Source organism: Cytobacillus firmus (assembly GCF_023657595.1).
Lineage (GTDB): Bacteria > Bacillota > Bacilli > Bacillales > Cytobacillaceae > Cytobacillus > Cytobacillus firmus_B.
The window spans coordinates 1,759,675-1,774,515 of record NZ_CP098323.1 but is presented as its reverse complement, the minus strand read 5'-3'; the positions used below and the strand labels follow the sequence as shown (position 1 = coordinate 1,774,515).

General features: G+C 41.0%; 12 protein-coding genes. All 12 read right to left on the bottom strand.

Translation table 11 applies throughout. The features are described from left to right. Nucleotides 1-418 precede the first annotated feature (418 nt). On the bottom strand, nt 419-1,198 hold the full coding sequence (codY, locus tag NAF01_RS09175; RefSeq protein ID WP_035328947.1) for a GTP-sensing pleiotropic transcriptional regulator CodY: 780 nt from the start codon (nt 1,196-1,198) through the stop codon (nt 419-421). 148 nt (nt 1,199-1,346) lie between these two features. Continuing rightward, nucleotides 1,347-2,750 carry an ATP-dependent protease ATPase subunit HslU gene (gene hslU / locus NAF01_RS09170; RefSeq protein ID WP_197248027.1) on the bottom strand — a complete coding sequence of 468 codons (1,404 nt, stop codon included), beginning with the start codon at nt 2,748-2,750 and terminating at the stop codon, nt 1,347-1,349. 17 nt (nt 2,751-2,767) lie between these two features. Continuing rightward, nucleotides 2,768-3,310 carry an ATP-dependent protease subunit HslV gene (gene hslV, locus NAF01_RS09165; protein ID WP_048009033.1) on the bottom strand — a complete coding sequence of 181 codons (543 nt, stop codon included), beginning with the start codon at nt 3,308-3,310 and terminating at the stop codon, nt 2,768-2,770. A 72-nt stretch (nt 3,311-3,382) separates the two neighbouring features. Then, nucleotides 3,383-4,285, bottom strand: a complete 903-nt coding sequence (xerC, locus tag NAF01_RS09160; RefSeq protein ID WP_197248025.1) for a tyrosine recombinase XerC — start codon at nt 4,283-4,285, stop codon at nt 3,383-3,385. Nucleotides 4,286-4,349: 64 nt separating this feature from the next. Further along, on the bottom strand, nt 4,350-5,657 hold the full coding sequence (gene trmFO / locus NAF01_RS09155) for an FADH(2)-oxidizing methylenetetrahydrofolate--tRNA-(uracil(54)-C(5))-methyltransferase TrmFO (protein WP_048009035.1): 1,308 nt from the start codon (nt 5,655-5,657) through the stop codon (nt 4,350-4,352). Between the two features lie 222 nt (nt 5,658-5,879). After that, nucleotides 5,880-7,955, bottom strand: coding sequence for a type I DNA topoisomerase (gene topA, locus NAF01_RS09150; RefSeq protein WP_250802149.1), 2,076 nt, complete (start codon nt 7,953-7,955; stop codon nt 5,880-5,882). 397 nt (nt 7,956-8,352) lie between these two features. Continuing rightward, nucleotides 8,353-9,228 carry a DNA-processing protein DprA gene (dprA, locus tag NAF01_RS09145; protein ID WP_197248021.1) on the bottom strand — a complete coding sequence of 292 codons (876 nt, stop codon included), beginning with the start codon at nt 9,226-9,228 and terminating at the stop codon, nt 8,353-8,355. A 115-nt stretch (nt 9,229-9,343) separates the two neighbouring features. After that, complete coding sequence (gene sucD, locus NAF01_RS09140; RefSeq protein WP_035328940.1) at nt 9,344-10,246, bottom strand: succinate--CoA ligase subunit alpha; 903 nt, start codon at nt 10,244-10,246, stop codon at nt 9,344-9,346. 118 nt (nt 10,247-10,364) lie between these two features. Beyond that, complete coding sequence (gene sucC, locus NAF01_RS09135) at nt 10,365-11,525, bottom strand: ADP-forming succinate--CoA ligase subunit beta (RefSeq protein ID WP_048009038.1); 1,161 nt, start codon at nt 11,523-11,525, stop codon at nt 10,365-10,367. A 304-nt stretch (nt 11,526-11,829) separates the two neighbouring features. Further along, entirely contained in the window at nt 11,830-12,126 is a 297-nt protein-coding gene (locus NAF01_RS09130; protein ID WP_048009039.1) for an EscU/YscU/HrcU family type III secretion system export apparatus switch protein, read from the bottom strand. Continuing rightward, complete coding sequence (locus NAF01_RS09125) at nt 12,123-13,982, bottom strand: hypothetical protein (protein WP_226618953.1); 1,860 nt, start codon at nt 13,980-13,982, stop codon at nt 12,123-12,125. Before NAF01_RS09125 ends, NAF01_RS09130 begins: the two co-directional genes overlap by 4 nt. A 21-nt stretch (nt 13,983-14,003) precedes the next feature. Next, nucleotides 14,004-14,771, bottom strand: coding sequence for a ribonuclease HII (locus tag NAF01_RS09120; protein ID WP_163145088.1), 768 nt, complete (start codon nt 14,769-14,771; stop codon nt 14,004-14,006). Nucleotides 14,772-14,841: the final 70 nt, after the last annotated feature.

Below are 14,841 nucleotides of genomic sequence, written 5' to 3'. Positions count from 1 at the left end.
CGAATAAAAACAAAATTTTTACATGGTAATTATTGTAGAAATTTGGTGATAATGGACAAAATATGTCATCATAAACATTATTGTAATGAATATGAAATAATATGTCTATGTACATAAGGTTAATTTTAATGATTCTTTTGACCTATTTTCGACAAATCTTTTAAATATGCTGAAAGTTACACAAGTTAAATTGTAATAATTACCAGAATCAACTTATTCTTTATTCCTTCTGAATTTTTCTCGCTTTTTCTTTTCTGGTTCTTATGGACTATAATTTTGAATGTCTTAATTAAAAATTATGTAATCTATGACTAATGAACTTATAAATTTTGTTTAAAATACATAAATTTACCAATTTTAATCGTAATAATTTTGTAACAAAAAAACCCGCCACTAAGGGACGGGTTTTCAGATTTTATTAATTGGATTTTAGCTTCTCCAATTCAACCAGGAACTTGTCATTTAGGACTTTGATATAAGTACCCTTCATTCCTAAAGAACGGGACTCAATAACTCCTGCACTTTCCAGTTTTCTTAGGGCATTTACGATTACAGAGCGGGTAATTCCTACACGATCAGCAATTTTTGACGCAACAAGAAGTCCTTCGTTGCCGTTAAGCTCTTCAAAAATATGCTCGATCGCTTCAAGCTCGCTGTAAGAAAGAGAACTGATTGCCATTTGTACAACAGCTTTGCTGCGAGCTTCTTCTTCAATTTCTTCCGCTTTTTCACGCAGAATTTCCATGCCAACTACAGTAGCGCCATATTCAGCAAGAATTAAATCATCATCATGGAACTGTTCCTGTAATCTCGCAAGAATAAGTGTGCCGAGACGCTCACCGCCGCCGATGATTGGAACAATTGTAGTCAATCCACTAGCAAAAAGGTCCTTGTTTTCAACTGGGAATGCAGTATATTCGCTTTCCATATCAAGGTTTGATGAAGTTTCCTGGATGTTAAATAAGTTTTTCGTATATTCTTCAGGAAACTGACGATCTTCAAGCATTTGCTTCATGCGCTCATTTTCGATTTGCTGGTTTACTGCAAATCCAAGCAGTTTGCCTCTGCGGCTTACTACGAAGATATTTGCTTCGATTACATCACTAAGTGTTTCTGACATTTCTTTGAAGTTAACCGGCTTTCCGGCTGCTCTTTGAAGCATTGCATTAATCTTTCTTGTTTTTGTTAATAAATCCATTGTATTTCCTCCTATTTGCTGCAACCCATAAACATATATTTTGTTAAAATTTAATATCTTATTGCTTCTGTTTGAATCAAACGTCATTTTGACTTTTTTCAGGATTCACTTTCCGTTACCCTTTGACCTTAGATTTTAAACTATGAGGTCATAGTATAAACTGGCTTAAATCCTTATTGCGGGAAATGGCTCCGAGCTTTTCCTCAACATACTGAGGGGTAATCGTGATTTTTTCCATGGTGATGTCCGGTGCTTCAAATGATAAATCTTCGAGCAGCTTTTCCATGATTGTATGAAGACGCCTTGCACCGATATTATCTGTATTTTGATTAACTTCGAAAGCAAATTGAGCAATCCTACGAATAGCATCGTCAGAAAATTCAATTTGTATACCTTCAGTTACCAATAATGCTTCATATTGTTTAATTAAGGCATTGTCGGGTTCCACAAGTATTTTGTAGAAATCTTCAACAGTTAGCTTTGTAAGCTCCACACGGATCGGAAAACGCCCCTGCAATTCAGGAATAAGGTCAGAAGGCTTTGCCATATGGAAAGCTCCTGCAGCAATAAACAATACATGGTCCGTTTTAACAGAACCGTATTTGGTTACTACTGTTGAACCTTCCACCACCGGCAAAATATCTCTTTGAACCCCTTCCCTTGAGACATCTGCTGATGAACCGCCGCTGTTTTTGCTGGCAATTTTATCGATCTCATCAATGAATATTATTCCTGACTGTTCAGCACGGAATACAGCCTCCTGACTGACTTCATCCATATCAATCAGCTTTTGGGCTTCTTCATTTGTCAGGATCTTTCTGGCTTCTCTTACAGTCAGTTTTCTTTTTTTCCTTTTCTTTGGCATAAGGCTGCTGAGGGCATCCTGCATATTCATGCCCATTTGCTCCATCCCGGAGCCCTGCAGCATGTCAAACATGGAAGGCTGCTGCTCTTCCACCTCAACTGTAATCACTTCATTTTCCAATTCGCCAAGTGCAAGCTTTTCTTTTACAATCTTGCGCTTTTCCTGGAGGTTTAAATCTTCTGTCTGATACGTATCCTGCTGCTGATCATTACCTCCGCCAAATAGCATTTCAAGTGGATTTTTATAATTAGCGGCCTTTTTGGCACCAGGTACAAGCAGTTCAAGTATGCGGCGGTTGGCACCTTCTTCTGCTCTTTCCTTTACACTGGCCATCTTCTCTTCTTTCACCAGACGGACGGATGTTTCCACAAGATCCCTGACCATAGATTCAACATCCCTGCCCACATATCCTACTTCAGTGAATTTGGTTGCCTCCACTTTAACAAATGGTGCGCCTACCAATTTAGCCATTCTGCGCGCAATTTCAGTTTTTCCAACACCAGTTGGGCCGATCATCAATATATTTTTAGGATTTACTTCTTCCCGCAATTTTTCTTCCAGCAAGCTTCGGCGATAACGATTTCGAAGAGCTACCGCAACTGCTTTTTTTGCATCCTTTTGACCGATGATATATTGATCCAAGCGCTCAACAATTTGGCGCGGAGTTAAGCTTGTTCCTTTACCCATTCAACAGCACTCCTTTATTAGAGTTCTTCCACAATGATATTGTGGTTTGTATATACACATATTTCGGCAGCCATTTCAAGTGAGGCCTTGGCAATTCCTCTTGCTGACAAGTGTTCGCCTGCGAATCTTTTTAAAGATCGTCCGGCTGCAAGAGCATAATTGCCTCCTGATCCAATAGCCAGAATTCCATCATCCGGCTCAATAACTTCACCTGTACCGGAGATTAGCAGCAGACTATCCTTGTTCATAACGATAAGCATTGCTTCAAGCTTGCGCAAAACCTTGTCGCTTCTCCATTCTTTTGCTAGCTCCACAGCTGCTCTCTCAAGGTTGCCATTATACTCTTCAAGCTTTCCTTCAAACATTTCGAATAACGTAAATGCATCGGCAACTGAGCCTGCAAATCCAGCAAGCACCTTCCCGTTAAAAAGCTTTCTGACTTTTCTTGCAGTGTGTTTCATTACAACTGCATTTCCAAAGGTAACCTGGCCGTCGCCAGACATTGCACATTCTCCATTATGATGCACAGCAAATATTGTTGTTGCATGAAATTCGGACATGAAAGACTCCTCCTTTGGAGCATATTGCCTTTGATTTTTTTCTGCAGACTATTCGTTAATGGCTGTTTTCCGCTATGCCCGCGGATGATGGGCCATATAAGTTTTTTTCAAGTATTCATTCGTTACATGTGTATATACCTGGGTCGAAGATAGAAATGCGTGTCCAAGCAATTCCTGGACTGTTCTCATATCAGCCCCATTAGCCATTAAATGCGTCGCAAATGTGTGGCGAAGCATGTGGGGGTGAATTTTGCCTGTTAAGGATGATTTCTCTATGATCCGGTCAAGAATAGTCCTGATTCCCCTTGCTGTAAGAGGACCGCCACGGGCGTTCAAAAACAAATTTTCCTGCATGTTCCCATTTGCAAGCAATTCTTTACGGCCATGGTTTATGTATGTGTCAATTGCGTCCTGGGCGAAGCTGCCGAAAGGAACATACCGTTCTTTGCTGCCCTTTCCCCGTACAAGAACAGTTGATAAATGCATATCCAGATCTTTTAAGCGGATTTGACTGCACTCACTTACACGGATGCCCGTTGCATATAATAATTCAAGAAGGGCTTTATTTCTTTGCCCAAGAGGAGTGCTGGATTCACAAGCATCAAAAAGCTGTTTCATTTCCTCTTCATAGAAAAATTCCGGCAGCTTTTTCTGTGCTTTCGGAATGGAAACAAGTGCGAAAGGATTCTCAGCGACTATCTCTTCTCTTAGCAAAAATTTAAAAAAACTCCTTAGGCTTGATATCTTTCTGGCAACAGACTTGCGTGACATCTTTCTTTCGAAAAGATTAGTAAGATATATCCTGACATCCTGATACTCGACTTTTGTTAAATCTGAAATGGCTTGTTCAGACATGAACATAAAGAAATCACTTATATCATGCTGGTAATGTTCAATAGTATATTGTGAATAATTTTTCTCGATTTGTAAATATTCAATAAACAAATTTAAAGAAACGTTCACATTTTCAGACATTAATTGTTCACCTCGGCATGGGCTACTAAATAGTATCACAACTCAGCAGCCCACGCAACATAATTTACAAATTTTTCACAAAGTTCTGAATTGTTCCCAATGCTCTTTCTGCATGTTTTTCATTTCTTTCTTTTTTTCCTCTAATTTTTTCAGGAAGATCTGGGAATAAACCAAAATTAGCATTCATAGGCTGGAAACTCTTCGGGTTTGCTGTAGTAATATATCGAGCCATACTTCCAATCGCCGTTTCATGAGGAAACTCTATTGGATCTTCTCCTGCAACAAGCCTTGCAGCATTGATGCCTGCCACAAGTCCGCTGGCTGCAGATTCCACATACCCTTCAACTCCGGTCATTTGTCCTGCAAAGAATAAATCATCCCTATTCTTGAACTGATATGTTGCACGAAGTACTTTTGGAGAATTGATGAATGTATTCCGGTGCATAACACCATATCTTACTATCTCAGCATTTTCAAGACCAGGAATCAATCGGATTACTTCTTTTTGAGGACCCCATTTCAGATGTGTCTGAAAACCTACTATATTGTAAAGAGTTCCTGCAGCATCATCCTGGCGAAGCTGGACAACTGCATATGGCCTTTTTCCTGTTTTAGGATCTTCTAAACCAACAGGTTTCATCGGGCCGAAAAGCATGGTTTTCTTCCCCCTGTTTGCCATCACTTCTATTGGCATACAGCCCTCGAAAAAGATTTCCTTTTCAAATTCCTTTAATGGAACTGTTTCCGCTGAGGTAAGAGCCTCATAAAAGCGGTCAAATTCTTCTTCTGTCATTGGACAATTCAGATATGCCGCTTCTCCCTTATCATAACGTGATTTCAAATAAACTTTATTCATATCGATTGAATCTTTTTCGAGAATTGGAGCAGCCGCATCATAAAAATATAAATAATCTTCCCCGGACAGCTCTTTTAATTTTGCGGATAAAGCTTCACTTGTGAGCGGTCCAGTGGCAATAACAGTTGGCCCTTCCGGAATATCTGTCACTTCTTCGTTTATTACTGTTACGTTCGGATGGTTTTTGACTTGTTCGGTTACACGGGCAGCAAAATCATGGCGGTCAACTGCCAATGCGCCTCCGGCAGGAACTGCACTGCTGTCAGCTGAATGGATAATGACAGAATTCAGCTTTCTCATTTCTTCTTTTAATACCCCGACTGCATTTGTTAAAGTATTTGCACGCAGGGAGTTGCTGCAGACAAGTTCTGCAAATTTATCAGTGTGATGAGCAGGAGTCTGCCTTACAGGCCTCATTTCATATAGATTTACCTTTATTCCCCTGCTGGCAAGCTGCCAAGCAGCCTCACTGCCTGCCAATCCTGCGCCAATTACATTCACTGCTGTATCTTTCATAAATTGAACCTCCATATATACTATGATGACGATATCATGAATAATTTATATTTATTAAAAACAGTCTCTCTTACTTTACCCTGTTCTTATTCATTTTGCCATTTTACAATACGATTTAAAAATAAAAAAGTTTCATGTACTAATTTCTTTGAAAATAGCCAGACTGGAAGTATTTTGGATGCTCATCCCTCAATAGAAAAGAGTGAGCATTTAAGCTCACCCTTAACTTTGCTTTTCTTCCTTATAGTCGCATTCAACACACTGAACCTGAACACCTTTTTTGAGTTTTTTCTCAACCAGCAGGTTATCACATTTCGGACAGCTTCTCGGCAGGGGCTTATCCCAAGAAATAAAGTCACATTCAGGGAACCTGTCACAGCCGTAGAAGATCCGGCGTTTTTTGCTTTTTCTTTCAATGATATTACCTTCTTCGCACTTTGGACATTTCACACCGATATCCTTGACAATCGGTTTAGTATTGCGGCAGTCAGGGAAATTGCTGCAGGCCATGAACTTTCCATAGCGTCCCATCTTGAACACCATAGGATTGCCGCATTGTTCGCAATCCTCACCGGCAGGTTCATCCTTAATTTCTACTTCCTGCATTTCCTTTTCCGCTATTTTAAGATTTTTTTCAAAATCTATATAGAAATCATTAATGATCTGTACCCAGTTGACTTTGCCTTCTTCAACATAGTCCAGATCTTTTTCCATTTTTGCGGTAAACTCGATATCAAGGATCTCAGGGAAGAATTCCATGATTAATTCTAGAACGATTTCACCCAGTTCGGTCGGAATAAAACGTTTATTATCCAGAGCAACATAGCCCCGTTTTTGGATTGTATCAAGTGTCGGTGCGAAGGTGGATGGCCGCCCAATGCCCTGTTCTTCAAGTGTTTTTACCAGCCTTGCCTCAGTATACCTTGGAGGTGGCTGTGTAAAGTGCTGTTTAGGTTCGATGTCTTTTTTAAGGACTTCATCCCCTTCCTTCAGATCAGGGAGCATATTATCTTTTTCCTCCGACTGGTCATCAGTGCCTTCAACATATACTTTCATGAATCCTGGGAATTTCACTTTTGAGCCTGTCGCCCGGAAGATCACTTCACCATTTTTCAGATCGACACTCATGGTGTCCATAACCGCTGGTGCCATTTGGCTTGCAATAAAGCGTTCCCAGATAAGCCTGTATAATCGCAGCTGATCACGCGACAAGTATTCTTTTAAACTTGCAGGCGACTTTAATGTGCTTGTCGGGCGGATGGCCTCATGGGCATCCTGGGCATTGCTGTTTTTCTTTTCTTTTTTCTTTTCACTCTGCAGGAACTCTTTCCCGTAAGAGCTTTGAATATAGTCTGCAGCTTCACTTTGTGCAATTTCGGATATGCGTGTTGAGTCGGTTCTCATATAAGTGATTAAACCGACAGTTCCTTCCTTGCCGAGTTCAATTCCTTCATATAGCTGCTGTGCAAGCATCATCGTTTTCTTGGCACGGAAATTTAATTTTCTTGCAGCTTCCTGCTGAAGTGATGACGTAGTAAAAGGGGCTGCAGGATTCCGCTTTCTTTCCTTCTTGGTGACCGATTCCACCTTGAATTTATTGCCCTTCATTTTACTTAAAATATTTTGAACTTCGCTTTCCGACTTCAATTCCACTTTTTCATTCTTAAATCCGTAAAATGATGCATCAAAGGCTGTTTTTCCTTTAAGGAACTCTCCATCAATGGACCAGTACTCTTCTGGTATAAAGTCCTTAATTTCCTTTTCACGGTCGATGATCAATCGGACTGCAACAGACTGGACTCTCCCCGCACTTAATCCTTTTTTCACTTTCTTCCATAGTAAGGGGCTGATATTATAGCCGACCAGTCTGTCCAGCATCCTTCTTGCCTGCTGCGCATCAACAAGATCCATGTTGATTGGCCTTGGATGCTTAAAGGATTCTTTAATGGCATCTTTAGTGATTTCATTAAAAACAACACGGCAATCCGACTTAATATCCATATCCAGGCTATGTGCCAAATGCCAGGCAATAGCTTCTCCTTCTCTGTCGGGGTCAGCCGCGAGATAAATTTTTTTAGCTTTTTTGGCCGCTGTCTTAAGCTCCTTTAAAACAGGGCCCTTTCCGCGAATTGTTATGTATTTGGGTTCAAAGTTATTTTCCACATCAATGCCCATTTGGCTTTTGGGAAGATCCCTGACATGTCCCATGGAAGCTTTTACTTTATATTTTTTTCCTAAATAACGCTCAATCGTTTTTGCCTTTGCAGGTGACTCAACGATAACAAGAAACTCTGACATCAATAGTCCTCCTTGAGAGGGAATTTTAAAACATCCAGGCAAAATCTTTTTGAAACACGGTATTTTTCACCTGCTAAAATTGCCTGTCTTCTTTATCTATATCAATAGAACAGCCTCATAATTGCATGTGTATTGAAATATTCATTATTATTCTACATTCTATTCAAGTTTGTCAAACTTAATCGGATTATTTCCGCAACCGTTTCCAAGAAAAGATCCTAAATTAACTAACTAAGCATTCTCTTACTTTCGTTCATACCTGTTGCAAAATGTATAACAGTTTTAATAGAATTTCAACCTTTTTGTAAAAAATCCTTTAAATAAACAAATTTATTATGACTGATGAAAGATTAGGAGCCTTTAATTTATATCAAGGCTCCTTTTTTATTTGACCTGATCAGTAAGGGAACTCCTCTAAGATTTCTTCAGCTGATTTAACCAGTTTGGCGCCTTGCTGAATTAACTCATTGGTTCCACATGAGAATGGGCTGAAAATATTCCCTGGTACTGCAAACACTTCCCGGCCTTCTTGCACAGCATAGTTAGCTGTAATAAGAGAGCCGCTTTTGCTTTTCGCCTGAATAATCAGTGTCCCTCTGCTAATACCGCTTATGATTCGGTTTCTCATTGGAAACTGCCATCTTGAGGGCCTTGTGTCTGGCGGATATTCAGATATAACCAGATGGTTTTTCATCATTTCATAAGCAAGCTTCTGATTTGCCTGTGGATAAATATGAAACAGGCCCCCGGCTATGACACCGATTGTTTTTCCTTTATTTTTTATTGCTTCCTTATGCGCAATGGCATCGATGCCGGCCGCCAGCCCGCTTACAATAATAACCCCACGGTCAATAAGCTTGGGGAAAATGGACTGAATGGCTTTTTCGCCATACTCTGTTGCCTGTCTGGACCCAACAACGGCCAGATGAACTCCGCTATTCAAAAGACGGGTATCGCCTCGGGCATATAAAACCCAAGGCGGCTGGTATGTTTCTTTTAGCAGAACTGGATATTCCTCGTCAAAAATTGTAATGGCTTTAATGCCATTTGGTGAGTATTGGCGAATTTGTTCCTCGATTCGATCAGAATGGAGATCCTGGAGTGCATTGGAAAGTGCTTCCTGAGTGGTGATTACCTGGGGCATAATTCGGCGGGGTGCATCATTATACAGAAATTTCAATTCGGGATCTGTTTTCAGAATGTAATAAATCATCTTCCAGCTCATTCCTCTGCAGTGGTGGAGATGGGTGAGCCTCATATTAAATTCATTCATGGGAGCCTCCTGAAATGTTATTAAAGTAGACGGGGGTATGTGGGGGATGACCGGATTTGACAATGCAGAAATAGTCCCTCATAAAGAGGGACTATTCTTAAGTTATTCGAAAAGATTAGTGTGTTTTACACTGGTCATAAAGGCCTTTTTCTTTTAGAACCTTAATCAGGGTTTCACCCATTACGGATGGAGTATCAGCTACCTGAATTCCGCATTCATTCATTACACGGATTTTTTCATCAGCTGTTCCTTTGCCTCCTGAAATAATTGCTCCGGCATGGCCCATACGCTTTCCTGGAGGTGCAGTGCGCCCTCCGATGAAGCCTACAACAGGCTTGGTCATGTTCTCTTTAACCCATTCTGCAGCTTCTTCTTCAGCAGTTCCGCCGATTTCACCAATCATGATGACAGCATAAGTTTCAGGATCTTCATTGAATGCTTTTAAAACATCAATGAAGTTTGTTCCGTTAACCGGATCTCCGCCGATTCCAACAGCAGTAGATTGGCCGATTCCTTCCTGTGTCAGCTGATGTACAGCTTCATAAGTCAATGTTCCGGAACGGGACACAACTCCAACATGGCCTTTAGTGTGGATGTAACCAGGCATAATGCCGATCTTACACTCTTCAGGAGTGATAACACCCGGGCAGTTAGGACCTACAAGGCGTGTCTTCTTGCCTTCCATATAACGCTTAACTTTAACCATATCCAACACAGGAATATGCTCAGTGATACAAATTGCAAGATCCAATTCTGCATCTACAGCCTCAAGAATAGCATCTGCAGCAAATGGAGCCGGAACATAGATTACGGAGGCATTTGCACCTGTTGCCTTAACCGCTTCCTCCACTGTATTGAAGACAGGAACACCCTCTACTTCAGTACCGCCTTTACCCGGAGTTACACCGCCGACAATTTGCGTTCCGTATTCAAGCATTTGCTTTGTATGGAAGAGGGCTGTTGAGCCGGTAATCCCTTGAACTATAACTTTAGTATCTTTATTAATAAATACGCTCACATTAATTCTCCTTCCTGGTCTAAAGAGTGCCGTCATATGCTCATAGGCTTTAATCAAAAACTGAAGATCGGTTTCCGCTATATGCCTTTAATGCTGAACGGCCGCTCATTTTTAATTCTTAGCCTACTAAAGAAACGATTTTTTGTGCGCCGTCAGCCATGGATTCAGCTGCGATAATATCGATATCGGCTTCAGCAAGAATTTTCTTGCCCATTTCAACATTCGTGCCTTCCAGACGTACAACTAATGGCACATTCAAGCCTACTTGCTTCGCTGCTTCCACTACACCAGTGGCGATGATGTCGCACTTCATGATTCCGCCGAAGATATTTACAAAAATACCTTTTACGTTTTTATCAGAAAGGATGATTTTGAAGGCTTCTGTTACTTTCTCAGCTGTAGCTCCGCCCCCAACATCAAGGAAATTGGCCGGGTCTCCGCCATAATGCTTAACGATATCCATAGTAGCCATCGCTAAACCTGCACCGTTAACCATGCAGCCGATGTTTCCATCAAGGGAAATATAGCTTAGGTCATATTTTGATGCTTCGATTTCCTTCGCATCCTCTTCTTCAAGGTCACGTAGATCCATGATATCTTTTTGACGGTAAAGGGCATTCCCATCAAAGTTCAGCTTAGCATCCAGAGCCATAACCTTGCCGTCGCCAGTTACAACTAATGGATTGATTTCAGCAATAGAGCAATCCTTTTCAATATAAGCTCTGTATAAGCCCATCATGAATTTAACAGCTTGTCCGACAAGCTTTGATGGAATATTGATATTAAAAGCGATTCTGCGGGCCTGGAATGCTGTTAAACCAAGAACAGGATCGATTTCTTCCTTGAAGATTTTTTCTGGCGTTTTTTCAGCCACTTCTTCGATTTCTGTACCGCCCTCTTCTGAAGCCATTAATACTACGCGAGATGTAGCTCGGTCCAGTACAAGGCCCACATAATATTCCTTCTTAATGTCACAGCCCTCTTCAATAAGTAAACGCTTTACTTCCTTGCCTTCCGGGCCTGTTTGATGTGTAACAAGTGTTTTTCCTAAGATTTCACCTGCATATGTACGAACTTCGTCAAGATTTTTGGCAACTTTTACACCGCCAGCTTTACCGCGTCCTCCGGCATGGATTTGCGCTTTAACCACACACACCTCAGTGCCAAGTTCTTTCGCAGCTTCAACAGCTTCTTCAACTGTAAATGCAACTTTTCCGTTCGGAACGGCTACCCCGTATTGTCTGAGGACTTCTTTACCTTGATACTCATGTATATTCATTTCCCATCCTCCTATCTAACTCTTCAAAAAAATAGACTGCGCTTTCATTTTATTAAATGACACAACCCTTGTCTACCATTTACTCTAAAATATTATATTTCTTTAAAAATTATAAATATTGGGCAGTGCAAAAACCCTGTTATCATAGTGGATTTGAACCTGATCTCACAGGAAAATATTTTATTAAAATAAAGAAAAAACTGCCCTTCGACAGCTTTCGATTCTAGTTGATTTAAGTATTATCCCGTTTTTTTCTACTCGCAAAGATTACTTTAAGAGAAACATATTGGTTTACCAGAATAGATTATTTACTATTTTCCCTCTTTCCAGCCTCCTGATCAGCCCTGTAGATGAAAGCAAATACCTCTGCAACAGCCTGATAAAGCTCTTCCGGAATCCCTTCATTGATATTAAGCTTGCCAAGAAGCTCAACAAGGGCAGGGTCCTCCTGAACCGGAATACCATGTTCCTTAGCCTTTTCAAGGATATTTTCAGCTGTCAGGCCCTTCCCCTTTGCAGATACCCTGGGGGCCCCATGACTCTCAGAATCATATGTTAATGCTACCGCTTCTTTCCTTTGTGCAACACGCTCTTTTTTCATATTTTAATATCTACTCCGCTGAATTGATTCGCCTGTACAATTGATGTCATTGTTTCTCTTGCTAAAAGTGAATCACCTGCAGGCTCCGGCTCCCGGAAGGAAACCGAGGACAGCTTATAATTTAATTTTAATAAATTTGCTTTTAATACAGCTGCAAATGGAGCTGTTAAATCCTTTATTCCGCTATGCCCATTAATAACTGAAATATTGATGATTCTGTTTTGGACCTGAAGGTCGATAATCGTTTCATTCAGGTGCTCCAAATCTAAATAAAAGATAACACGGCAATGGTTTGGATCAATATTTCCGCCTTCTGTTCTCCTTCCGCTCCACTGCATAGTCATATCAGAAATCTTTCCCCATAGAGAAACCGGCAGCTGAAAGATAAAGTGCTGCAATGGCCCTGATTCCTGTGAGAGAGCCTGAAAGCCGGTTATTTTATGCAGCAGCCGTTCCGCTGCATCTTTAGCTGCATGTGCAGGTTCTTCGGTTAAGAAGCCCATCAGAAGCGGTTTGAGAGCATCCAGATTTTTGACGGCTCCATCATCATTCTGTTTTAATAACTTTAGGACGTCATGTTCATGAGAAAACCCTAATGCTGTGATTATTCTCTTTAACTCACTATGTATATTACGCTGATCATATGGGAAATGAGATTCGGGACGCAGGCTATTTCTCATCTCTTCCAGCATTGTGATTTCCTGAGGGCCGAGTGCAGCTGCAGCGAAGGGTTTTTCACCGCCCAATAATTTCCCCGCCTGAACAGCAGCCAGCCTGAACTTGTCTCCATCTACTAAATGTTCTATATCATCATTAATTGTAAGAGATAGGGCCGATTTAAAAACGGTGTGAAGTATATTTTTTTCTGCAGGAAAAGATATACTTCCATTTCGAAAATCATTGAGTAAGTTTTGTAGAGCTTGAGCTTGTCCTCTGTTTTTCGAACTTTCTGCGATAACTCCATTGAGTTTGGCCAAATTCAATATAAATTGCTGCCTGTTCCCTGATTCGCTTGTTTTCAGAAGTTCACTCAGCGTTTGAATAATCGGTTTATTTTGCACGCCGTCCTCAATAAGCTGTTTTATGACAGCACCCTCGTCAGCTTCACCCGGAAACATCCCCGCTGCTTTCAGGAGCTGGAAAGCTGAGAGGGACCCTGCCTGATCTTTTGCATTCAGCCACTCTGAAAACAGTCCGACTACTGCCTGCTGGCCAAGTTTGTCCCTAGAAGTCTTTGTCATAACCCCCAGCAGGGAGTATATTTGCTGCCCTTTGGATGATAAATCGGCTCTCTTTAACTCATCCTGTAATTCTCCCATAATCGAAGAAAGAGAGTCACCGTTTAAGACTGAGGATAGAGCTGAATAAACATCCTTCGAAAAGGGAAGCTGCCTTAATATCATCTCTTTTACCGTCCTCAGGCCTTCTGCTGCAGATTTGCTTTCATAGATGATCCATTCCGATGCCATTCTTAAAGTTTCACCTGTAATCGGCAGCTGCTCCTTAAGAAAATATTGAATCAGCATTTGATTTTCCCGGGACAACTTCATTCCCAGCTGACTTAAAAGGCTTTCAGCAGGAGTTCCTTTACTTTGGATGTTTACAGATTCCATAACTCTTAAGCGCAGCAGTCCATCACCAGGTTCTACTCTGAACCAATATCTATTGTCCGCTGACAAAGGGGTTTCAAGCTGCGCAATCACTTTATGTGTCCCGATCTGCACCTCTGCCGTCTGATTAGGAAATAGCTTTGCTACTTTTCCGCTGACAATTTGCCCTGGCCTGAGCGCAGCCGTCTTTCCTGCATTGCTCTGGTCATGCCTTATGATTTTTTGAATTATTTCAGACGGCTTCATATCTTCACCTTCTATTCTATTTCAATAAGAATCTTTTATTGGCGCAAAGCTTTTCCGGTGATAAGGCGTAATTCCATGAAGTGTTATCGCTTCAAGATGCTCCTTAGTCCCATACCCCATATTTTTCCCGAATCCATACTGTGGAAACTCTTTGCCTATTTCAGCCATCATTCTGTCTCTTGTAACCTTGGCTATGATCGAGGCTGCAGCAATCGTTACGCTTTTGCCATCTCCCTTAATGATTGCTTCCATTGGATAAGGTGTTAAAAGTTTTACGGCATCTACAAGCAGGAAGTCCGGTTTTGGATTCAGGCCTTCAATCGCTGACAGCATTGCCTTTTTTGTCGCTTCAAAAATATTGATGCGGTCGATTTCATCTGATTCGATGATCCCAACGCTGACCGCCTCGGCCTCAGCGTTAATGATTTCATAATATTCTGCTCTTTTTTGTTCAGGCACTTTTTTTGAATCATCTAATCCCGGCAGATAAAAGTTTTCAGGCAAAATAACTGCTGCAGCTACCACCGGCCCCGCAAGCGGCCCTCTGCCGACTTCATCTATTCCGGCAATTAATTGAAAACCCTGGCTTCTGTACTGACATTCATACCTGGTCATTTCTTTATGCTTCTCATATATTTTCTTTTGTAGCAGCTGACGTGAATGCCATTTTGCCAAAAGCTGCTGCACGCCTTTTCTGTCATCCTGTTTGATTGATTGAAGGAACGGATCATCCTCTAACTCAATTGTTTTCATCTTTTCTTCTATTTGGCGAATGGTTAACTTTTCCATATTTTTCACCTTCTCATTCTAATCTATGTATCGGCATTTCTGCCAAAAAATAAAGGCCTTCTGCGAACAG